Here is a 22,187-nt window from a genome sequence, read left to right as displayed (position 1 = left end):
ACGCTTATCCCCGGAACATCTGCAGCATGCGCTGCGTTACGGAAAATCCACCCACGATATTGATGCAGGTAATAAACACCGCAATTCCGGCCAGTACATAAATCAGACTGTCGTTGCTCGATATCTGCGTCAACGCACCCAGTATGATGATACTGCTGATCGCGTTGGTGACACTCATCAGCGGTGTATGCAAACTGGGGCTGACGTTCCAGATCACCATGTAACCAATGAAACACGACAATACAAACACGGTGAAATGCGCCATGAAAGACGGCGGAGCCACCTGGCCAAGGCCGAATAATGCCAGGCCACCCAATATCATCGGGAACCAGACACTGCGGACGAAACGGGAGATTTCCAGCGCTTTAATGGCGACCTCCGGGGCCTTGTCCCCGCCAGCCTGTTCTTCGGGTTTGAACGCCTGGCCACCAAAGCTTGGCTTGCGTTCCGCACTAACCGCAATCGCCGGCGGTGGCCACGTGATTTCGCCCTGGTTGACGACGGTAGCGCCGCGAATAACATCGTCTTCCATATCGACGGCGATGTTGCCGTCCTTCTCCGGACACATCTCCATGATCAGGTTATAGATATTGGTCGCGTAGAGTTGACTTGCCTGGGTCGCCAGTCGACTGGTCAGATCGGTATAACCGATGATATGTACTCCGTATCGAGTTACTACCTTGCCGGGCACGGTTTCCTCACAGTTGCCACCTTGCTCGGCCGCGAGGTCGACAATAACGCTTCCGTCCGCCATGCTTAACACCATCGCATTGGTGATCAGCTTGGGAGCCGGTTTGCCCGGGATCAACGCGGTTGTGATGATGATATCGACCTCGCGCGCCTGCTCGGCAAACAACTCCATTTCGGCTTCGATGAACTCCTTGCTCATAACCTTGGCATAGCCACCTGTGCCCGAACCATCCTCTTCAAAATCGAGTTCGAGAAACTCGGCATCCATGCTCTGGATCTGGTCCTTGACCTCGGGACGGGTATCGAAGGCGCGCACGATCGCGCCCAGGGATTTGGCGGTGCCGATCGCGGCAAGCCCTGCTACGCCTGCCCCGATTACGAGCACTTTGGCAGGATCAACTTTACCGGCGGCGGTAATCTGGCCGGCAAAAAAACGGCCAAAATGATGCGAAGCCTCGATCACGGCACGGTAACCGGCAATATTCGCCATCGAACTTAACGCGTCGAGTTTTTGTGCCCGCGAGATACGCGGGATGCTGTCCATCGCGAGCGCTGTCGCCTTCTTGGCAGTAAGATGCTTTAGCAGGTCTTCGTTTTGTGCGGGCCAGATAAAACTGATCAGGCAGGCGCCCTCGGACATCAGTTGAGTTTCGTGACGGCCAAGTGCCTCATTATATTCCGGCGGTCGGACCTTGAGGACCAGGTCACCCGCAGCCCAGGCCGATTCGGCGTCATCTGCAATTGCGGCACCCACTCCGAGAAAGACGTCGTCGCTAAAATTTGCGCCCGCGCCCGCGCCTGTTTCGACCGTGACTTCGAATCCAGCCGCAATCAGCTTTCGAACCACCTCGGGTGAGGTGGCAACACGCTTTTCACCGCGATGGATTTCTGCAGGTATTGCGATCCTCATGTTTTTGTCGCCCCCGGTTGGCTAAAAATTATTGTATGGCGAGTTCAAGAACTTACTGACAGGGCTCAGAAAAAGTCTTGGCTTATAGTATACCAAGGTCCTGTAGAACGGTTCTCGTAGACACCCTTTCGTTATAGGTGCATTATTCTGCAGCACTTCTTTGCCCCCGACCATGGAAAATTTCAATTTAGACCATGCAATTTCTAGATTCCATCATCCGCAAGGCTCAAACCCATCGGCAAACGATCGTGCTCGCAGAAGGCGAGGACAAGCGCATTATCGAGGCCGCACAACGCGCCACCGAGAATGGGATCGCAAATTGCGTACTCGTTGGCAACGAGGCCGCAATCCACGAACAGGCCAATGCATCAGGTTTTGATTTAAACGGTATTAGAATCGAAGATCCGAGCGCTTCACAATACCACCAAAGATATAGTAAGGAACTTTGGCGCCTGCGTAAGCACAAGGGTATGGCGCTCGAGCAGGCGCAGCAGCAGGCGCTGGATCCGCTGTGTTTCGCCGACCTGATGCTGCGCGCCAACGATGCCGATGGCTCAATCGCAGGTGCGGTTTATACCACCGGCGATCGCGTTCGGTCGGCGCTGCAGATCGTGGGTGTGATGCCCGGATTCAACTCGGTTTCAAGTTTCATGCTGATGCTGTTCGAAGCCGAACATCATAATCCCAGGCAAGCCATGGTGTTTGCCGATTGCGGCCTGATCGTCGACCCGGACGCGGAACAACTGGCCGAGATCGCGGTCGCGGCCGCGCAGTCGGCACGGCAGTTGATCGGCGATGAGCCGCGCGTTGCGATGCTGTCGTTTTCTACCGACGGCAGTGCCAATCATCCGCTAGTCGAGAAAGTACGCGAGGCTACCGAACTTGCGCGCAAGCAAATGCCCGGCGTCGCGGTCGAAGGCGAAGTTCAGCTCGATGCGGCCATCATACCCGCAATCGCGTCACAGAAGATTTCCAAATCCCGCATTGACGGGCGCGCCAACGTGCTGATCTTTCCTGACCTGAATGCCGGCAACATTGGCTATAAATTGACCCAGCGATTCGGCGGAGCAGTTGCTATCGGCCCGATCCTGCAAGGGTTAAGCCGCCCGGCCAATGATCTCTCGCGTGGTTGTAATACGGATGATGTCTATTACCTGATTGCGCTTACCGCGGTGCAGTCACGGGGGTGACTCATTCTGACGTCATCGCCGCGCAAGCGGCCCCCCAGCGCACGCTGGGTTGACGTATCGGGAACTCGCAATGATGCCGCTATTTCAAGATTCCCGATAAGCGGGCACGCAAGTCGGGAATAACACTATTCGAGACGGAGGATGTTACGTGATTTCTTCGGGCAGGGTGAACTGATCGACAAGAGCCTTGGCTTCGTCGCGCACTTCGTCCATCGATTGCGGACGGGCCGACGGATCAACCGCCATCATTTTAACAATGAGTTTTGAAACTTCCGGCGCGGCTTCGTCATAGACCTTCATAATTGGTAGCGCATTTCCCTCGCGATGCTTTGCCAGCACTTCCATCGGCTTACCGCTGTAGGGTAACTGGCCGCTGAACATGTAATAGGCAATGACACCCAGTGAGTAGATATCGCTGCGCTCGTCCGCATCGACGCCTTCCGCACGCTCGGGTGCGAGGTAGGCCGGGCTGCCGATAATCGAGCCGGTCTGGGTCAGCGTGGCCTCCGAGGCCGTGCCAGCCGAGGCGATACCGAAATCCACGATCTTCACGTGCCACTTGTCGTCGATCAGGATGTTACTGGGTTTCAGGTCACGGTGTATCACTTCCTGTTCGTGCGCGGCCGCCATGCCGCTCGCAATCTGATGCAGGATCTTGAGTCCGTCAAGCGTCTCGAATACTACCACCTCATCGAGAACTTCTTCGAGACCGCGGCTCTTGAAATACTCCATCGAGATCGCACAGACCCTGTCTTTCTGCAAGATATCATGCACGCGAATCACGTTACGATGACTCACCTTACGTGCGTATTTGACTTCGCGCTTGAAGCGTTCGGTCGACTTCTGGTCGACAGTTAGCTCGGGCAGCATAAATTTCAGTATCAGCGATTCGTCAACCATGTCGTCTTCGGCCAGCATCACGCGTCCCATTGCACCGCGGCCGATCTCTTTGGTGATATGGTAGCGGTCCATCCACACCGAGCCCGGCTTCAGCTGGTCCAGAGGTGAGAGTCTTTCGTCGGGTCTGACGGTACCGGTTCCGCCACCAAACAACGGTAGATCAACCACGCCGGTGCTGGTATTCGACTCTTCGTCGATTTGAATATCGGGCAGGTTGAAATCCTTGGTGATCTGCGACATCAGCATTTTGCCAAATTCCCGCATTTCGGTGGTCAGTACCGGGAGGTTCCACAGGATATTGTCACGCACATCGGTAGCGTGTTTCTCGGTGGTGATCGCCTCGATCGTCTCTAGCGACGCACGCTGTATGTTGGGCTCGGAATTCTTCAGTCCTTCGAAGGCAATTTCGAGACCCTTGCCCATGCCCAGCTTTTTGACTGCACGCAGGGCCAGCACAAAATCATCCGGATAGGTCGCGACCAATTTCTTGAGAATTGGTATCGCGCCCCGATTCGACGACTTGGCCAGGGACTGAATGGCGCGTTCACGCACCTGCCAGTTTTCGCTAAGCGCATATTCCTCGATTTTTCCGAGATCCTCGTCGCCGATCAGTTTCATCACCAGCGTTTGTGCCGTATTACGCACGAATTCCTGTTCGTGGTCAGTCAGTTCGCGCGCCACTTCAGAGAGATTCTCATCGGCATACTTTTGTACGCAGGCAACCGACTGCTGCTGGGTCCAGTCGTCCTCGATACTCAGGCGCTTGAGAAATTTTTCAAAGTTCTCTTTATCCGCGTTAACGACGACGATACGCCCAAAGAACTCATTGAGCTCGTCCGACTTCAAAGTCAGGTAGGCCGACAGGTGCGGTACCAGGCTGGCATCGGCCTGCTTGGCGATAATCTTGAGCAGAAGATCGAGTTCAACACCCGTCATCGACTCGGTAAAGGGCAGCAACGCCGATGCATCGAAATTAATTTGCATTCGATCCAGGGTTTTGAGCGCTTCGAGTACAACGACCTTGTTGGAATCATCCAGGAAGCGGACAACGATTAGCGGAATCTTCGGTTCGTTAACGCTACCGAAATAATGCAGCAGGTTAATCTTGTAAACCGGACTCTTGATCTTGTCGAGCTGAAAACTCAGGCGCGATAAGTCAACCGGCTGCTGGCTGCCTTCGACCAGTTTTAGCAGCTGGATGGCATCGTCCGATTCCAGTTTTAGCGAGTGGTTGATGATATCTTCCGGCTTCAGCAGATGTTTCTGCGCTTCGAGCACTTCGATGACCTCGACCGGGGATGACTTCGGGTCGTGCAGTCGCTGGAACAGTTTAGTCGCATCGATGGCAGTATTATGCGACAGGATGTCGCTGGCGGCGGCACGGAACTCTGTTTGATCATGCGCCAGCACGTCGAGGAAGTATTCTTCCGAGAATCCCTCGACCGACTCGCGACAGATAGTCTTCAGCGCCTCCCGATGAGGCTCTTCGGTCTGGGTAATTGTCTCCAACACCTTTTCCAGGTTATCGCCTGCCGACGCCCGAATTTTCTCCATCAACGACAAAGCTTTCTTGCTTTTGAGGTCATCGCATTCGAGAAAATGGTTGAGCGTTCGGTTGAAAAAAATGTTTCCGATTTTTGCCATATGGAACAGTAAAACCTCGCAGACTCGTCAGTCCGCACTCTTTTCCGCTAAATTCGTCGTTAAATCAACAGTCTAAGTATAGATTAGAATCCAGAAACAAAAGCGGCAAAAAACTACTTTTTTTTGGTCGTACCCGCACCGCTGCAAGCCTTTTAAATCAAGGTCTTACAAAATGACGCAATGCATTAATTATCGAGGTTCAGGAAGGCTTTTAAATGGAATTGCCCCTGGTCTGCCGTATAGGCCAGGCCAGGTGCAATCGGGCAGGCATAGCGCGCGAGGCAGCCCGTTGCATGGCACCCGGCCTGCGGGGTTTGCTGCAGGTATTTCCGGCAGCGCTCGACGTCATAACCGCTGGTATCAAATGCGTCGACCGGGCAGCGATGCAGGCAGGGTTTGGTTTCACAGCCGAGACAGGGAGAATCCGCTGGTGAGCACGCCGGTATCGTCTCGAACTGTGCACCGAGCAGTGCGAAACGATACGAGTGCCAAAGCCCGAACTCGGGATGAATCATAACGCCTATCGGCGACTGCTGGAGCGCCTCGGCACGCTGCGCCCACTGCTGAAACGGGTAGTAGGGAGGTCCTTCGAAAGGATAGACCGGCCGCACCAGCAGCTCGGCGGCAAGCGCCTCGGCGACGCGCCGGCTCCAGCGATCCAGCGGATGCGGTTGACCATCGAGAAATTCCGGCGAGCGGCTGAATACCGGCCAGTAACTCGAGCCGATATTTCCAACCAGGGCAAGCGCCGGCTTGTCTGCGGGAAATCCATAGGTTTCGATCTCGGCTTTGTTGATCTCGGTAATGCCGCGCACGAACAACCCGTAGGATTGCAGGATTTCTTCGAGCTTCACGCACTGGTCTCCGTACGCCAGTTGCAGGCCGGACCGATCGCGGTCGCAATCACGGTCGATTCGAGAAATAACTCACCATCGATGTCGTCCTGCACGTGGATATCGTCGAATGCGAGCGTCACCGTCGGATCGATGGCACCGGCCTCCAGAGCCATTTGTTGCGCCGCGAGCGAAACGATCTGTTCTGCCTCCCGCTTGGCATCTTCCAGGTTGTCGAAATGTTTTGGTTGATCCTGGTGAAACAGGCAAAAAGTACCGTGTTGGGGTTGTGTCACCGTCACCTGCGCACGCTGAATGACGCTACCCATGACGGCACCAAACGCATTAGCGACATCGGCATACTCGGGCAGGTGTAGGCCGATAAACATGCTGTCGGCGACATCCCGATAATAACTTGCGGCCGGTGCACCAACCGCAACGATCGGGTAGTCACTGGCAAAATCAAGCTTGAATAACGGCTTGTGTCCCTTCGATTGGTGGCTGCCGATCACCATGCGTGTAATGGTGTCGACAATACCGCTGGTCTTGCCCGATTTGCCGCTCTGATCGAATTCGTTCAAACCCACCTCGACCAGCAGACGCCGGATGGTCGAGATGACGAGATCATAAACCTGGCTACAGGCAGTTTCGACATCATCGCTGTCCCACTTGCCGTAACCGTATAGAAAACGCATCTGGCGCATCCAGATGCGTGCCGACAGTTCTGCCGCATGGCCGTCCCAGTGTGAATTGATGCCGAGCACATGGATCGCATCGGTGGGTGTAAAGCCGCTGTAAATCGCGAGTCCAAGCCGTTTCAGCTTGGCGAGTGCCCGCGCGTAGGTTCGATCCTGCTCTACGATCGCGTCGAGTTCGATCGGCTTGTCCGATAACAACTCCCAGGCCTCGAGTTCAACCGCGTTAAGCTGCTGCAACAGCGCCCGGTTGTTTTCCAGGCGCATGACGAATCGATTACTACGGGCACTGACCATACCCCCCAGCTGCGCTTCCAGCTTCGGTATAACCTCGGGAAAAAGATGCGCCAACAGGCTGGTCGGTACCACCCGGCGCGGACCGAGCGACAGTCCCCGGTGGCCACCGAAATGAATTTCACTGTCGCCGCCGAGGCCAATCGAATTAACGCGTACCGCTTCGACCATCGGCTGCCACTCACCAATCCTCGCCCCATCTTCGCACAGCTGCGGCTGGCCGTTACTGACGATCGCGATATCGGTCGTGGTGCCGCCCATGTCGGCAACAATCGCGTTGTCGAGCCCCGACAATCGGCAAGCACCGATAACGCTCGCCGCGGGACCCGAGAGCACGGTTCCGATCGGTTTCTCGATCGCGTTTTCGAGGCTTGCGAGCGAGCCGTCACCTTTCACCAGCATCAGCGGCGCGTCGATGTCGTGACGCGCGAGAATTTTCTGCACCGAGGTAATGAGTTCCCTGATCGGTGGCACCATGCGTGCATTCAGGGCCGCGGTAAGCGCGCGGCGCGGCGCACCCAGGTTCGAAGCCAACTCGTGCCCACAGATTACCGGCATATCGGTCAGCTCGGTGACGAGTCGCTTGAGACGGTTTTCATGGCTCGAGTTGCGTGTGCCAAACATGCCTGATATTGCGAATGCCGAGACCTGATCCTGTAACTTCTCAATCGCTTCCCGGGCCCGGTCTTCATCCAGTGGCTTGTGCTCTCGGCCAACAGCATCATAGCCGCCTTCGAGGGTCACTACCAACTGCTTCGGCAGTATATCCAGCAACCCGCTTTGCCTGACCTGTTCATCGGTGTAACCCGGCAACAGCACGCACACGGGTGCGCCCAGGTCTTCTACCACCGAGTTGGTGGTCAGCGTCGTGGAAAGCGAAACCATGGAAACATCGGCCAGCACGTCAGCCGGAAGTTTAGCGATTACATCACCAATCCCCAGGCTTAAATCAAAACGCGTGGTGAGGCTTTTCTCGGCACTGACGATTTGCTTGTTGTCATCGACCAGCACCGCGTCGGTATAGGTACCGCCGGTGTCGATCCCAAGACGAAGCGACATTAAAAAACTCCTGTTGTTACCGCTGATTTCTTCGGACTATATATTTACCGCAACCAGCAGTCTACGACCGCCAGTTAACCATTTGCGACAAGATCTCTGTAAGAATAGTCTTATTTTTTACGATTAACCTGTCGGCATCTTGCTGCCCTGCCATATCGGTCGTATCTTTTATTACGCAGGTGTAAACTGCGCCCCTGTGCCAGCGATTTCAAAATTATCGAATCATTCTGAAATCGCATTGAATCCTGTTTTTCTAAAGACACACAATTCCATGACGATCGATCCTCAATCCATTACTCATGTCCGATAGTTGCCTATTGCCTGAATTTGATACGGCCGCGGTGACCGATAATGCACGGCGACTTTTTGCGCTCGAGGGACCGATGCAACAACTGCATGGCGAACGCGACCTGAATTTCCTGGTCGATGACGCGCGCGGAAAATTCGTTTTCAAAATTGCCAACCTGCAGGAATCACCGGCGATCCTCGAATGTCAACACCAGGTGTTTCAGCGGCTGGCTGATGCGCAGGTTTTTCCCGGTGTAGTGACGGCGCTGGTATCCGTTAATGGACAGTACATTGAAACCCTGTACGACGCGCACGGCAATAAACATTGCTGTCGTGTTCTACCGTTTGTCGAGGGGCGTCTGTGGGCAGACGTAGCCGGGTCGAAACCGGAATTGCTGGCTGACATTGGCCAGCGACTGGCGTTGCTCGACCAGGCGCTTGCAGGATTCTCGCACCCCGGACTCGAACGGCCCCTGCTATGGAACATGGAATCGGCACTACCAGTGCTGGATGCCTACAAACCGCTACTCGCAAACGCGACCGAACGCGGACTGGTCGAGCACTTCGAAAGCAGTTTTCGGGAACACGTGCTGCCGGTGCAAGACGGATTGAGACGTGCGATTATCCATAATGACGCCAACCGGCAAAATGTTATTGTCGACGACATGGCTGAGCGTGTGATCAGCATTATCGACTTTGGCGATATGCTGAATATCTGGCTGGTCGTCGAACCCGCAATCGCGGCCGCTTACGCGATGCTTGATGAGGCTGATCCGATGCGCGCGGCGCAGGCACTGGTACGGGGTTACCATCAGACCCTGCCATTAGAAGAAACCGAGATCAGCCTGCTGTTCGACCTGGTCTGCATGCGCCTTTGCATGAGCGTCTGTATTTGTGCCCACCAGCGCCGGCTCGAACCTGGCAACGAGTACCTCAGTATCGACGAGCAGCAAAGCTGGAACCTGCTCGACAATTTGCAGCGTATCAGCTACGCCGAAGCGCTCGAAGCCATGCGGACCGCCTGCCGTCCGGAATGACAACAGTTACAGCACGCGCTTGCGATAGCTGTCGCGATGAATATCCAGAATTTCGACACTGACGCTGGCAACCCGGGGTAATAGCGGTTCGATTCGGCCGAGGACGCATTCGCTGAGCATCGCTTTTTGTGCATCGCTGCGCCCCGACAGCAGGTGCAGCGCCACGTGCACGAAGGAATCAGGGGTTTGCCCGGTACGATGGTCCGGGTAACCGAGGGCGCGAGTTTTTATGTCGTATTCAGCAAACAGTTCCGACTCCATTGCGCCCTGGTGGACGGCATCGATCAGGGCATCGATTTCGATCTGGCCTGCAACCTCCGAGGAGTAATCTATAATACAGTGAGGCATTGTTCTCTCCTAAGGGAACATACTACTGGGAGCTGGCCCCTTATGGGGGTCAGTTCCCTTTTTTTGTACCGACTCAAAGCCCGTTCAGCGACAGACCTTTTCGAGATCCCGGACACGCTGGGCTGACCAGGTCACATGTTGGGATAAGCAGGTCCACCGCCACCTTCCGGCACGGTCCAGTGTATGTTCTGGCTGGGATCCTTGATATCGCAGGTTTTGCAGTGCACGCAGTTCTGGGCATTGATTTGCAGGGCCGGGTCGCCGTCAACTTTGACAATTTCATATACTCCGGCCGGGCAGTAACGCTGTTCCGGTGCGTCGTATTTTTCCAGGTTCAGCTTGATAGGTACGCTATCGTCGCGCAATTGCAGGTGCGCGGGCTGGTTATCTTCGTGATAGGTACCGGACAGGTACACCGACGACGAACGATCGAAGCTGACGACTCCATCGGGTTTGGGGTAATCAATACCCGGGTAATCGTTCTTATTGCCAATCTGCTCATGGTCCGCATGATGACCCAGGGTCCAGGGCGCCTTGCCGCGAAAAATATAGGTATCCAGCGCGGCATTGAACAATCCCCACCACAGGCCTTTCTGGAAAGCGGGACGTATATTGCGCACCTTGTACAATTCCTGCCACAGCCAGGATTGTTTTAATTTTTCCGGGTACGCGGTTGCCTCGAGTGCGGCGCCCGGGTTCTCCTCATCGTATTCAGCCGGTAACAGTTCGAATACGGCCTCGGCCGCAAGCATTGCCGATTTCATCGAGGTATGGGTACCCTTGATTTTGGGTACATTGAGAAAGCCGGCGGTATCGCCGACCAGCAACCCACCCGGGAAAGTCAGTTTCGGGATCGACTGCAACCCACCCTCGGAAATGGCGCGCGCGCCGTAGGAGACACGATTTCCGCCTTCAAAGATCGGGCGTATATCCGGATGGTTCTTGAAGCGCTGGAACTCATCGAACGGGCTCAAATGCGGATTGCGATAATCGAGCCCGATAACAAAGCCAACGGCGACCTGGTTGTTATCGTTGTGATAGAGAAATGAACCGCCGTAGGTATCGGACTTGAGTGGCCAGCCGATGGTATGCAGGGTCGCGCCCTCGTCATGCACCTCGGGCCTGACTTCCCAGATTTCCTTGATGCCGATACCGTAGGTTTGCGGCTCAACCCCGTCCCGCAGGTTGTACTTTTGCATCAGCTCGCCGGTGAGCGAGCCCCGACAACCCTCGGCAAAAATAGTCTGGCGACCAATCAATTCGACCCCGGGCTCATAGTTTTCGGTCGGTTCACCATTCTTGCCGATGCCCATATCACCGGTCGCGACACCCCGCACCGCACCGCTGTCATCGTAAAGCACTTCGGCTGCGGCGAATCCTGGAAATATCTCGACACCCAGTCCCTCGGCCTGCTCAGCGAGCCAGCGGCACAGGTTGCCGAGGCTGATAATATAGTTACCCTCGTTATGCATCTGTGGCGGTGTTGGCATCGGGATCGAACCCGAAGCGGTCAGGTACTTGAACTGGTCGGACTTGACCGGCACGTTTAAAGGCGCGCCTTTTTCCTTCCAGTCGGGGATTAACTCGGTCAGCGTGCGCGTCTCGACCACCGCACCGGAAAGAATATGCGCCCCGACTTCGGCACCTTTTTCGAGAATACAGATCGTCAGTTCGCGCTCCTGTTCCTGCGCCAGCTGTGCGAGGCGAATACCCATGGTCAATCCCGACGGCCCGGCACCGACGATGACCACGTCAAAATTCATAGCTTCTCTTTCCACGGTTATCCCCGGTTCGTCTCGAAAGGCCGGCGAATTATAAGTTACGCGGCGGCTTTAGCCTAGATACGGACCCGCACAATATACCCGGCTTCTGCGCAGTTCTTATTGAGAAACGACATTGGCATATGTTGTCGCAGAGCGTCTTCTGAGCAGCCCGAAGCGACGATTCAACACTGGCCAAAGGACAGACGCAAGTGGGTTTTTTATTGCATTAATTACAATAATTAATAGTATATATGTAAATAATGCAATAAAAGACATATTAAAACATGCAGGATTTTGCCGCATCTTTCGGACTTGCGCTTTCGCTGATAACAAGCGCCGACGCCAACCTGATCGAAATCATCGGCCTTTCACTGCGCGTCAGCATCAGCGCGGTGCTGCTCTCGATGTTGATCGGATTTCCGCTCGGTGCACTAACGGCGGTGGCGCGGTTTCCAGGCAGGCAGATGATCGCGGTAACGCTGAATGCGTTGATGGGCCTGCCGCCGGTGGTGGTCGGCCTGCTGGTTTACATGGCGATATCGCGCGCCGGACCGCTGGGCTGGATGAACCTGCTTTATACACCTGCGGCAATGATTATCGCGCAGGCAATCCTGGTAACCCCCATCATTGCTGCGCTGACGCGGCAGGTCGTGGAAGACATGCACAAGGAGTATGACGAACAGCTGCGCTCGCTTTGCATTCCACAACACCGGGTGATTACGGCGCTGGTCTGGGATTCCCGCTATAGCCTGCTGACGGTGACTTTGGCGGGCTTTGGTCGTGCCATCGCCGAGGTTGGTGCGGTGATTATCGTCGGCGGTAATATTGATCACCTGACTCGTGTCATGACGACCGCGATCGCGCTGGAAACGTCCAAAGGCAATCTCGCGATGGCGATGGCGCTTGGCTTTATACTTTTAATCCTGGCGTTATCGGTAAACGCCGCGGTGTACGGCCTGCGCAGCAGCGCCAGTCGCCTCGCCTATGCCTGACGCTTCCGCGCCAATGACTGCTGCATCACTGTTGCCGCTCGAAGTTGACTCACTGTGTTACCAGGTGGGACCGGACAGGCTGCTCGACAATATCAGCATCACCGTGGAAAGCGCGGGCGCAACCGTCATCATGGGGCCCAACGGTGCCGGCAAAAGCCTTTTCCTGCGCCTCATTCACGGCCTGCTCGAACCCAGTTCGGGCCAGATTCTGTGGCACCGAAAACTGCTCAATCCGTCAACACGTAAGCACCAGGCGCTGGTTTTTCAAAAGCCCGTGTTAATGCGCCGCTCGGTCGCCGCGAACATCGATTTCGTATTGAAACCGCGTGGCGGTCAATACCGGCAGCAGCGCGACCATGTTCTGCACCAGGCCGGATTATTCCGGCAGCGCAGTCAACCCGCGCGGCTGCTCTCCGGCGGCGAACAGCAGCGCCTCGCCCTGGCGCGTGCGCTGGCTACGGACCCCGACGTGTTGCTGCTGGACGAACCCTGTGCCAGTATCGATCCGGCCACCACCTTGCAAATAGAAAACCAGTTGCAGCAGGCGCGCCAGCGCGGATTGAAAATTATTCTCGTTACCCATGACGTTGGTCAGGCGCGGCGCCTGGCGGACGACGTGGTGTTCATGCACCACGGCCGCATCCTCGAATACCAGCCTGCCAGCGCGTTTTTTGAGTCCCCGTCAAGTGCCCAGGCACAGGCCTACCTCGGGGGAAAAATTGTTATCTGACAATCCGCCAACCTGAATCGTTTCCCACGGAAAAATTTTATGCTGAAGTATTTCGAACAGGTCCTTTTTGCCACTTTTCTGGCAATCTGCAGCGCTGCGCCGGCCCTCGCCGCGGGCATCTCGATCGTGGTTCAGTCGACCACATCAACTGCAAACTCGGGGCTCTACGATCACCTGCTGCCGATGTTCAAGCAGGACACGGGTATTACGGTACACGTGGTTGCAGTCGGTACCGGACAGGCGATCAAGAACGCGAAGAATTGTGATGGTGATGTGCTGTTGGTTCACGCCAAATCCGATGAAGAAAAGTTTGTCGCCGAGGGTTACGGCGTTTCACGTCATGATGTCATGTACAACGATTTCATATTCGTCGGACCGCCCGATGATTCGGCCTCTATCGCCGGCAGCAATGCCGCGATTGACGCGCTGACCCGCATTGCCAGCAGCAAGTCGAAGTTTGCATCGCGCGGCGATAATTCGGGCACGCACAAGAAAGAGATGACCCTGTGGCAGCAAACCAGCACGAGCCCAATAAAGCAGAGTGGCGGTTGGTACCTCGAAACCGGCTCGGGTATGGGCGCAACGCTTAACACCGCTGTGGGTATCGGCGCCTATACCATGACCGATCGCGCCACCTGGATCAGTTTCAACAACAAGCAGGATTACCAAATCCAGGTCGAGGGTGACGATAAGCTGTTCAACCAGTATGGCATCATCATGGTCAACCCGGCCAAGTGCAGTCAGGTCAAGCGCGAGGCAGCACAAAAATTTGTCGACTGGATGGTATCAGAGAAAGGACAGTCAGCCATCGCCGCCTACCAGCTTGACGGGCAACAGCTGTTTTTCCCGAACGCCAACTAGGCAGGCGCCGCGGGAGAAAGCTTACGCGGCGCCGTTAAAATGAATCTGGAACTGCCCGCCAATATCATATCCGGCGAGCTCCCGCGCGTGATCATGAAACGCTGACGTCTGGCAAAATTTTAACAGGGACTGCCAGGTCGCTGAAAACCATTCCCTTCTCTCGACCAGTATGTCGTAACGTTCGTCGATGAGTGGCACGAAACCGAGGCGATACTGAACCGCCAGCGTGGCAAGACCGAAAGTCGCGTCCGCGCGACCCTCGACGACCTCGACAACCGCATCGACCTCGCTACGTGCCGGCGAGGTCCAGTTTATGTCGGCCAGGTCTATCTGCTCGCGCTGCAGCAGCGCTTCGAGCAGGACCTGGCTACCGGCCTCGGGCTGGCGCGGGACAACAGTTTTCCCGGCCAGATCGACCAACCCGGAGCAGTCTCGCTCCTTATCCTGCGCTACGATGATGCCGCGCGAACGTTTTGCCCACTCTGCAAGGACCACGCGCGCACGCGCGAACCTCGACTCGACGAGCTTGTTCCAGCTGCCGGTTTCCGCACCGTAAATATGCAAACCGGTGGCAATACCCTCGCCATTGGCGAAACGTTCCAGGCCGTCCACGCTGCTGTCAAAATAGCTGGCCAGTCCGCAGCGCGATTCGCGCAGCGCCCACTCGAGCAACGGGTCATGACTACCGACGATAACCAACGGCCGCGCCAGGGTCGTTGCGGGGCTGGATTCGTTACTCGCCAGCCATTCATCGACTGCCCTGCGGGGAAATAACAGTTTGCCGGTGGCACGCGTACACGGCACGGCCCCGGACGCGGCCAGGTCGTAAACCTTGCGTTCCTTGATGCGCAGGAGCTCGGCCAGTTCTTTGGTGGTGAGATATTCAGTCAAGAAACGATCGGGGACAGGGATTGAGCAGTCAATTTATCACAGTCGTGTTGGACGCAAAAGAGAGCACTGGTAAAAGTATCCCGGGCGAAAAACGTCACAACTTATCCGGGATCTTGAAGGTGATAACGAGAACATCGCGATAAGCTTCCTGTGCGGGATCGATCTGGGTAATCGGAGTCACCCCGTGGTACACCTGGCGATCGTTTACCAACACCATGTCAAAAGGTTCGCGCAACATGAACTCCCCGACGAGGTTATTGTCGAGGTTGAATATGGTGGTCCCACCGCTGTCGATATTCACACGCTTGATCATAACGACGATGGCGAAATCGACCCCGTCCCGGTGCGCACCCTCGGGCGTCGGTTTGCCCAGGCGCCCATCGCGCGCCTCGATACGAAACTGGTGCAGCTCGATATGCCACGGGTGCAGGCCTGAAATCTGGCTAAACACCTGGTTACCGAATTCAAGCAGGGCTGACAGGGTTTGACTCTGGTGCAGATCATCCAGGATCGGCGCGAAGTAACGCGCCACCCCGCCGTTCAGGGGATTGTAATCGACGGTTTGATAGTGGGGCTGATACGGCATCAGCTGGGCCCGATCACCGGGCTTCAAGATGGCGTAGGTTGCGTGTCGCCGTTTGCGATACTTGCCGCCATCAGCCATGTACTGATCCTCCTCGAGCCGATCCCAGCTGTCGAGAAATACCTGGTCATCGCCAATCGGGATTCCCGCGATCGACGACAGTAAACCGATTGCCCGTTTGGATTCGATAAACAGGAAGTCATCGACGCCGAGCCCGGTAGTGACATCGGCGATTTGCAATTCGGGAATCTCGTTTGTGATCACCGGATCACACGACGGCTGTTTCGCGGACGATTAACGCAAAAAACGAGTCGTGATATAGCGATCATAACTATCCAGCGACTTGTCGAGTTGCCCCTGTTGCACGAAGAAATTGGCAAGATCCCGCGTATAGGCCGCTACCAGGCCGTTCATCCAGGCAAGCGATTTCTGTTCCTCGGCCGGTGGAAAATCAAGTTTTCGCAGGACACGTTCTGTTGTCTGCAGGTTCAATCCGGCGGTGTGCGCGATGGCCGCCTGCATGGCATCGGGATTTTTCTTCCACTGTTTGTTGGAGGCCTCGGTGACGTCGATAAAAGCCTGCACGATCTCGGGGTACTCGTTGGCAAAACTGGTTGGCACCGCAACAATGTCAAATAAGCGGAGCCCTATGGCTTCCAGTTCGGCACCGGTCATCAGTGGTCTGCCGGAATTGAGCATGCTGTGCAAGGCGCTACCGGACCCACAGGCCATCGCTACATAACCATTCTGCAGCGCGTAAGCCGACGCGGTGTCATCCGGCATCGGCACGATCTCGACATTCACCGGGTCGACGCCCAGGTGGTTCAGCATTTTCAGCATTCGGTAGTGGCTAACGCTACCCGTCCGGACTGCTATCTTGCGGCCTTCGAGCAGCACCGCACTGGCCCGGGTAATGCTGACATCGTTGTGCACGATACAGTTATCATTTTCCGGGTAACTGACCGCGATAGCGATCATATTCAAATCGAGTCCGTCGGTAATCCCGGCGAGGAAAGGTAAATGCTCCTGCGAGTATGCAATCTGCACCTCGCCCGCGGCCATGGCCGCATTCACCTCGTTGCCGTTGGCAAAGGGCACCCAGTTAACCTTGAGCCCGAGCGCTCCATCAAAAATCTTTTTTGCCTGCGCGAACTGGCTCGGGGTGGGCCATCGCTCGAGGTAGGCAACCGTGATCTCGGTGGGCTTCGGTCCGGCTGCGTTAACCGACAACGCCGTAAAAAGTGCGCACACCGCAATCGTGAAGTTGCTCGTCAACTTCACGATGAAGGATTTAAACATATCGATATCGTGGGTTACTGCGCGACATTACCCAACGCAACGTCAATTGCAGTCACGATTTCATCGATATCATCGCGAGTACAAATCAGCGCCGGGCTCAGGCACAGCGTGTTGTTGTACCGGGGCAGACTACGATTGGTGCGCCCGATCATGACACCCTGCTTGAGACAGTCCCCGACCACCGCGGCAGCAACTGACTCATCAACCGGCTCGCGCGTATTGCGATCCTTGACCAGTTCCGCACCGACAAACAGGCCCTTGCCACGCACCTCACCGATCATTTCGTGCTTTTCCATCAGCTCGTTCAGTCGTTCCATCAGGTAATCACCCATCTGGTTGACGTTTTCGAGCAGGTTTTCGCGTTCGATAATTTCCATGTTGGCGAGCGCCGCGGCGGGGCCGCCGGCACAACCACCAAAGGTACTGATGTCACGGAAATAATGCAGCTTGTCGCTCGGCTCGGCGAGAAACTCGTTGAACAGGTCTTCCGTGGTCGCGAGCACCGAGATTGCCGCGTATCCGCTGGCAACACCCTTGGCCATGGTGACCATGTCCGGCTTGACGCCATAGTGCTGGTAACCGAACCACTTGCCGGTGCGGCCCATACCGCAGACAACTTCGTCGATGTGGATCAGCACACCATACTTGGTGCAGATTTCCTGGACCGTTTCCCAGTAACCCTCGGGCGGCACGATGACACCGCCACCGGCAGTTATGGGCTCGAGGCAAACCGAACCCACGGTATCGGGATCTTCGGCAAGGATAACCTTCTCGAGGTCTTTCGCTGCCTGTACGCCATAATCAGGATCGCCACCGCGCGAATCGCGATAAGCCAGGCAGTGCGGAATTTCGACGAAACCCGGGGTGAAAGGACCATACTGGTCTTTCCGCTGCGCCTGGCCACCGGCGCTTAAAGTCGTAATGGTGGTGCCATGATAATCACGATCACGGTAAATGATCTTGTGTTTTTTGCCGTCGTTCTTGAGCGCGGCGAGCTGGCGCACCAGCTTGAATCCTTTCTCGTTGGCTTCCGATCCCGAATTCGCGTAGTAAACGCGACTCAGTCCGGGCATCTTGTCGATCAGCTTCTCGGCAAACAGCGCCCCGGGGATATTACCCGCAGAATTGGCGAAGTAGCACATCTTCACGATCTGGTCGCGAACCGCGTCTGCTATTTCCTCGCGGCCATAGCCAACATTTACGGTCCACACACCACCGGAAACCGCATCCAGGTACTCACGCCCGTTGTGATCTTTAACGCGCAGGCCCTTGCCTTCGACAATGACCATCGGATCAGTCGTCTGCCACGGTTTGTGCTGTATCAGGTGATGCCACAGGTGGTTTCTGTCGCTGCCTACGATTTCATTTATGTTTTCAGGTTTCATCGGACTCTCCGCTTAACGGCATAACCATGCACTGGCTCAGGGAAACAGAGGCTAATTTGAATCGAACGATATACAATAGAGCCAGATGATGCCTATTGTATAGACCAATTGATTAATTGATGCAGAGCCGAACCGATCACATGATGTGGAACCAGCTATTTCACATCCGCAAGGACCGTAAAATCAGTTACCAGCGCCAGCTACGCGAAATGATTGTCAGCGCGATCCTGGATGACAAGCTACCGCTTGAAATCGCACTGCCCTCGTCACGCGAACTCGCCCGCCACCTCGGTATTGCACGCAACACCGTGGTGCTCGCTTATCAGCAACTGATCGACGAGGGTTACCTGGTGGCGCGCGAACGCAGCGGCTACTATATCGATAAAACCATGCTCGACGGTCGAGTCCGGGTGGAACCCCTCAAGTTCGAAGGTAAACACAAGCCACCGGACTGGCAGCAGCACATCAAGTTTCATCCCTCGCAACAGCGCAACATCGTCAAACCCATGGACTGGAAAAAGTATCCGTACCCGTTTTTGTTCGGACAACTCGATCCGGATTTGTTCCCGGTGGCTGACTGGCGCGAGTGCTGCCGCCAGGCACTCAGCGTCAGCGACATTCAGGATGTCACTCCCGACGCGATCGATATCGACGATCCGTTACTCATCGAGCAGATCCAGGCGCGTATTCTGCCACGTCGTGGCGTCTGGGCCGCGCGTGACGAGATTTTGATCACGATGGGTGCGCAACAGGCGCTGTACATCCTCGCCGACCTGTTGATCCAGAAAGGGACCCATGTCGGTATCGAAAACCCGGGATATCCCGACGCGCGTAATATCTTCGAGCTCAAATCACCGACGGTGGTACCACTCGCGGTCGATGAAAACGGGATCATTCCGGGCGCCGACCTGAATGCCTGTGAATTTGTCTACGTCACGCCGAGCCACCAGTCTCCGACCACGGTGACGATGCCGCTGGAACGCCGCGAGCACTTGCTCAAGCAGGCCGAGCAGAGCGATTTCCTGATTATCGAGGACGACTACGAGAGTGAAATAAATTTTATCGGCGAGCCGACACCGGCATTAAAAAGCCTCGACGGCAGCGACCGCGTCGTCTATGTTGGCAGCCTGTCAAAAACGCTCGCGCCGGGTCTGCGTCTTGGCTACATGGTTGCGCCCAAGCCGTTGATACAGGAGGCACGGGCACTGCGCCGGCTGATGGTGCGACATCCACCCGCTAATAATCAACGCATCGTGGCACTGTTTCTGTCGATGGGTCACCATGATTCGCTGATACATCGCCTCAGTCAAACCTACAAGGAACGCTGGCAAGTTATGGGCAAGGCACTCAATCGACATTTACCGGAGTCGTCGCGCATCCCTTCGTTCGGCGGCACCTCATACTGGGTCGAAGGCCCCGCCAAGCTCGATACGCGCAAGCTCAAGGAGCGTGCACGCGAGGCCGGCATCCTGATCGAATCGGGCGACATCTATTTCATGCAGGACAGGCCGCCGCAAAATTTTATCCGTCTAGGCTATTCGTCAATCGCAGCGAAACGGATCGAACCCGGCATCAAAAAGCTTGCCGCCCTGATCCACGAGATGATTTAGCCCGCTGTCATCCGATTCCTTGCCATTCTGCAGTTAATTTGTCAACCCGCGGCTCGACCGCGGTATCCAGTAATAACTGGCATATCTCTTGAGACTGGATCCCGCGGGCGAGCCGCGGGATGACGGACGTAAAGATAGTGCTAAATATTGACTCATGCACCGGTTGGTATCAACAATAACACCTAACTGGTACTACCACGGAAGTGCAGTTGGCTTATTTTAGCCGGCCACAAAAATTTAGACCCGGTCCCGAGGACAACACAATGAAAATGACGACTGAAGAGGCATTCATCAAGGTTCTGCAGATGCATGGTATCGAGCATGCTTTCGGCATTATAGGCTCGGCAATGATGCCGATTTCAGACCTGTTCCCCGCGGCGGGCATCAAGTTCTGGGATTGCGCGCACGAATGTAACGCCGGCATGAGCGCCGATGGCTACACCCGCGCAAGCGGCAAGATGTCGATGGCGATCGCACAGAACGGCCCGGGCATTACCAATTTCGTTACCCCGATCATCACCGCCTTCTGGAACCACACCCCGCTACTGCTGGTCACCCCGCAGGCTGCGAACAAGACCATCGGCCAGGGCGGCTTTCAGGAAGTCAAGCAGCTGGCGCTGTTCGAAGACATGGTCTGCTACCAGGAAGAAGTGCGCGATCCGACGCGCATTGCCGAGGTGCTGAACCGCGTCATTGAAAACGCCTGGCGCGGCAGTGCGCCGGCGCAGATCAACATCCCGCGCGATTACTGGACCCAGGTCATCGATATCGACCTGCCACAGGTGGTCCGGCTCGAACGCTCACCGGGTGGTGCCGAGGCGATTGCCAGTGCCGCCGAACTCTTATCTACAGCAGAGTTCCCGGTGATCCTGAACGGCGCCGGAGTTGTCCTCGGCGGCGCGATCGAAGCATCGAAGCACCTCGCCGAGCGCCTCGACGCACCCGTGTGTTGTAACTACCAGCATAACGATGCGTTCCCGGGCTCGCACCCGCTTGCCGCCGGTCCGTTAGGTTACAACGGCTCCAAGGCGGCGATGGAATTGATTGCCAGGGCCGATGTCGTGCTGGCGCTCGGTACCCGCCTGAATCCCTTCTCCACACTACCGGGATATGGCATCGATTATTGGCCGAAGAACGCGAAGATCATCCAGGTCGATATCAACGCAAGCCGAATCGGACTCACTAAGAAGGTCGATGTCGCGATCCAGGGCGATGCGAAGCAGGTGGCAGAGCAGATCCTTGCGAGCTTAAGCAACAAAGCCGGCGACGCAGGCAGGGACGCGCGCCGCGACTTGATCGCACAAACCAAGGATAACTGGAAGCGCGAACTGGCGGAAATGATTTACGAGGAAGACAACGACGAGGGTATCACCTGGAACGAGCGCGCTCGTAAACGCGATCCGGAACGCATGTCGCCGCGCCAGGCCTGGCAGGCGATCATGCAGGCGATGCCGGAAAACGCGATGATGTCGTCCGACATCGGCAACAACTGCGCCATTGGCAACGCTTACCCGAGTTTCGAAGAAGGCCGCAAGTACCTGGCACCGGGCCTGTTTGGACCCTGCGGTTACGGGCTGCCGTCGATTCTCGGCGCCAAGATCGGCCGCCCCGATGTCCCCGCGGTCGGCTTCGCCGGCGATGGCGCATTCGGTATCGCGATGAACGAAATGACCGCCTGCGGTCGCAACGAATGGCCGGCGATCACGATGATCATCTTCCGCAATTACCAGTGGGGCGCGGAAAAGCGTAACACCACGCTCTGGTACGACGATAATTTTGTCGGCACCGAGCTCAATGTTGGCGTCGAGTACGCCAGGGTAGCCGAGGCCTGCGGGCTCAAGGGAGTGAAGGCAAAAACCATGGAAGGCCTGACCGAGGCGTTGAAGACTGCGGTCAAGGAGCAAATGGAAGACAATGTCACGACGTTTATCGAAGTGGTGCTGAACCAGGAACTGGGTGAACCTTTCCGCCGGGATGCGATGAAGGCGCCGGTTGCGGTGGCTGGTATCGATCCTGCCGACATGCGTCCGCAGCAGGGCAGCTAAAACACGCCACCGTTGCAAGATCCCGGGACGCCAACCCCGCGTACGCGGGGGGGCCGCTTGCGCGGGGATGACGGAGTTTTTTAAGTCATTCCTGCGCAAGCGGGAATCTTAATAGTATCGGGATGACGGTGTTGTTCCGG

Annotated in this window: 17 protein-coding genes; 7 read left to right on the top strand and 10 right to left on the bottom strand. The window is 56.1% G+C overall.

Annotation, left to right across the window (positions count from 1 at the left end; all coding sequences use genetic code 11):
* Positions 1–4: 4 nt before the first annotated feature.
* Positions 5–1,600: a Re/Si-specific NAD(P)(+) transhydrogenase subunit alpha gene (locus OES20_01355; protein MDH3633328.1), complete on the bottom strand. Its 1,596-nt coding sequence runs from the start codon at positions 1,598–1,600 to the stop codon at positions 5–7.
* A gap of 194 nt (positions 1,601–1,794) precedes the next feature.
* On the opposite strand from OES20_01355, the gene pta reads away from it, so the two are divergent.
* On the top strand, positions 1,795–2,790 hold the full coding sequence (pta, locus tag OES20_01350; GenBank protein ID MDH3633327.1) for a phosphate acetyltransferase: 996 nt from the start codon (positions 1,795–1,797) through the stop codon (positions 2,788–2,790).
* A 144-nt stretch (positions 2,791–2,934) separates the two neighbouring features.
* Here pta and OES20_01345 read toward each other — a convergent pair whose 3' ends face one another.
* The 3 genes from OES20_01345 to OES20_01335 form a co-directional block, all read right to left on the bottom strand.
* Positions 2,935–5,334 (bottom strand): protein kinase, encoded by a 2,400-nt coding sequence (locus tag OES20_01345; GenBank protein MDH3633326.1) that lies wholly within the window; start codon positions 5,332–5,334, stop codon positions 2,935–2,937.
* Positions 5,335–5,519: 185 nt separating this feature from the next.
* Positions 5,520–6,188 (bottom strand): hypothetical protein, encoded by a 669-nt coding sequence (locus OES20_01340; GenBank protein ID MDH3633325.1) that lies wholly within the window; start codon positions 6,186–6,188, stop codon positions 5,520–5,522.
* On the bottom strand, positions 6,185–8,215 hold the full coding sequence (locus tag OES20_01335) for a hydantoinase/oxoprolinase family protein (protein ID MDH3633324.1): 2,031 nt from the start codon (positions 8,213–8,215) through the stop codon (positions 6,185–6,187). The genes OES20_01340 and OES20_01335 overlap by 4 nt, the downstream gene beginning before the upstream one ends.
* Before the next feature lie 317 nt (positions 8,216–8,532).
* On the opposite strand from OES20_01335, the gene OES20_01330 reads away from it, so the two are divergent.
* The gene (locus OES20_01330; GenBank protein ID MDH3633323.1) at positions 8,533–9,540 is read left to right on the top strand and encodes a phosphotransferase; all 1,008 of its coding nucleotides are present in this window, start codon (positions 8,533–8,535) and stop codon (positions 9,538–9,540) included.
* Positions 9,541–9,546: 6 nt separating this feature from the next.
* Here the strand turns inward: OES20_01330 and OES20_01325 are convergent, their stop codons facing one another.
* Together OES20_01325 and OES20_01320 are read right to left on the bottom strand one after the other, a co-directional pair.
* Complete coding sequence (locus OES20_01325; GenBank protein ID MDH3633322.1) at positions 9,547–9,888, bottom strand: 5-carboxymethyl-2-hydroxymuconate Delta-isomerase; 342 nt, start codon at positions 9,886–9,888, stop codon at positions 9,547–9,549.
* Positions 9,889–10,019: 131 nt separating this feature from the next.
* The gene (locus tag OES20_01320) at positions 10,020–11,666 is read right to left on the bottom strand and encodes an electron transfer flavoprotein-ubiquinone oxidoreductase (GenBank protein ID MDH3633321.1); all 1,647 of its coding nucleotides are present in this window, start codon (positions 11,664–11,666) and stop codon (positions 10,020–10,022) included.
* A gap of 269 nt (positions 11,667–11,935) precedes the next feature.
* Here OES20_01320 and OES20_01315 point away from each other — a divergent pair, with 269 nt between their 5' ends.
* The 3 genes from OES20_01315 to OES20_01305 are packed head-to-tail and all read left to right on the top strand — an operon-like array spanning position 11,936 to position 14,234.
* Positions 11,936–12,643 carry an ABC transporter permease gene (locus OES20_01315; protein ID MDH3633320.1) on the top strand — a complete coding sequence of 236 codons (708 nt, stop codon included), beginning with the start codon at positions 11,936–11,938 and terminating at the stop codon, positions 12,641–12,643.
* Entirely contained in the window at positions 12,636–13,373 is a 738-nt protein-coding gene (locus OES20_01310) for an ATP-binding cassette domain-containing protein (GenBank protein ID MDH3633319.1), read from the top strand. The genes OES20_01315 and OES20_01310 overlap by 8 nt, the downstream gene beginning before the upstream one ends.
* A gap of 39 nt (positions 13,374–13,412) precedes the next feature.
* Positions 13,413–14,234: a substrate-binding domain-containing protein gene (locus OES20_01305; GenBank protein ID MDH3633318.1), complete on the top strand. Its 822-nt coding sequence runs from the start codon at positions 13,413–13,415 to the stop codon at positions 14,232–14,234.
* A 21-nt stretch (positions 14,235–14,255) separates the two neighbouring features.
* Here the strand turns inward: OES20_01305 and OES20_01300 are convergent, their stop codons facing one another.
* The 4 genes from OES20_01300 to OES20_01285 form a co-directional block, all read right to left on the bottom strand.
* Positions 14,256–15,125 carry a helix-turn-helix transcriptional regulator gene (locus tag OES20_01300; GenBank protein ID MDH3633317.1) on the bottom strand — a complete coding sequence of 290 codons (870 nt, stop codon included), beginning with the start codon at positions 15,123–15,125 and terminating at the stop codon, positions 14,256–14,258.
* 94 nt (positions 15,126–15,219) lie between these two features.
* Positions 15,220–15,972, bottom strand: a complete 753-nt coding sequence (locus tag OES20_01295) for a 2OG-Fe dioxygenase family protein (GenBank protein ID MDH3633316.1) — start codon at positions 15,970–15,972, stop codon at positions 15,220–15,222.
* A 30-nt stretch (positions 15,973–16,002) separates the two neighbouring features.
* Positions 16,003–17,007 (bottom strand): MetQ/NlpA family ABC transporter substrate-binding protein, encoded by a 1,005-nt coding sequence (locus OES20_01290; protein MDH3633315.1) that lies wholly within the window; start codon positions 17,005–17,007, stop codon positions 16,003–16,005.
* Positions 17,008–17,021: 14 nt separating this feature from the next.
* The gene (locus OES20_01285; GenBank protein ID MDH3633314.1) at positions 17,022–18,392 is read right to left on the bottom strand and encodes an aminotransferase class III-fold pyridoxal phosphate-dependent enzyme; all 1,371 of its coding nucleotides are present in this window, start codon (positions 18,390–18,392) and stop codon (positions 17,022–17,024) included.
* Between the two features lie 119 nt (positions 18,393–18,511).
* On the opposite strand from OES20_01285, the gene OES20_01280 reads away from it, so the two are divergent.
* Together OES20_01280 and xsc are read left to right on the top strand one after the other, a co-directional pair.
* Entirely contained in the window at positions 18,512–20,002 is a 1,491-nt protein-coding gene (locus OES20_01280; GenBank protein ID MDH3633313.1) for a PLP-dependent aminotransferase family protein, read from the top strand.
* 263 nt (positions 20,003–20,265) lie between these two features.
* Entirely contained in the window at positions 20,266–22,047 is a 1,782-nt protein-coding gene (gene xsc / locus OES20_01275) for a sulfoacetaldehyde acetyltransferase (GenBank protein ID MDH3633312.1), read from the top strand.
* Positions 22,048–22,187: the final 140 nt, after the last annotated feature.

The sequence above is a fragment of the Gammaproteobacteria bacterium genome (assembly GCA_029862005.1).
Classification (GTDB): domain Bacteria; phylum Pseudomonadota; class Gammaproteobacteria.
The sequence above is the reverse complement of the archived record's forward strand: the minus strand, read 5'-3'. Positions and strand labels throughout refer to the sequence as shown.

Excerpts from the sequence above, each read along its gene's own strand:
- OES20_01355 (MDH3633328.1), bottom strand. The coding sequence starts at position 1,600 with ATGAGGATCGCAATACCTGCAGAAATCCATCGCGGTGAAAAGCGTGTT.
- pta (MDH3633327.1), top strand. The coding sequence starts at position 1,795 with ATGCAATTTCTAGATTCCATCATCCGCAAGGCTCAAACCCATCGGCAA.
- OES20_01345 (MDH3633326.1), bottom strand. The coding sequence starts at position 5,334 with ATGGCAAAAATCGGAAACATTTTTTTCAACCGAACGCTCAACCATTTT.
- OES20_01335 (MDH3633324.1), bottom strand. The coding sequence starts at position 8,215 with ATGTCGCTTCGTCTTGGGATCGACACCGGCGGTACCTATACCGACGCG.
- OES20_01325 (MDH3633322.1), bottom strand. The coding sequence starts at position 9,888 with ATGCCTCACTGTATTATAGATTACTCCTCGGAGGTTGCAGGCCAGATC.
- OES20_01315 (MDH3633320.1), top strand. The coding sequence starts at position 11,936 with ATGCAGGATTTTGCCGCATCTTTCGGACTTGCGCTTTCGCTGATAACA.
- OES20_01310 (MDH3633319.1), top strand. The coding sequence starts at position 12,636 with ATGCCTGACGCTTCCGCGCCAATGACTGCTGCATCACTGTTGCCGCTC.
- OES20_01305 (MDH3633318.1), top strand. The coding sequence starts at position 13,413 with ATGCTGAAGTATTTCGAACAGGTCCTTTTTGCCACTTTTCTGGCAATC.
- OES20_01290 (MDH3633315.1), bottom strand. The coding sequence starts at position 17,007 with ATGTTTAAATCCTTCATCGTGAAGTTGACGAGCAACTTCACGATTGCG.
- OES20_01285 (MDH3633314.1), bottom strand. The coding sequence starts at position 18,392 with ATGAAACCTGAAAACATAAATGAAATCGTAGGCAGCGACAGAAACCAC.
- OES20_01280 (MDH3633313.1), top strand. The coding sequence starts at position 18,512 with ATGCAGAGCCGAACCGATCACATGATGTGGAACCAGCTATTTCACATC.
- xsc (MDH3633312.1), top strand. The coding sequence starts at position 20,266 with ATGAAAATGACGACTGAAGAGGCATTCATCAAGGTTCTGCAGATGCAT.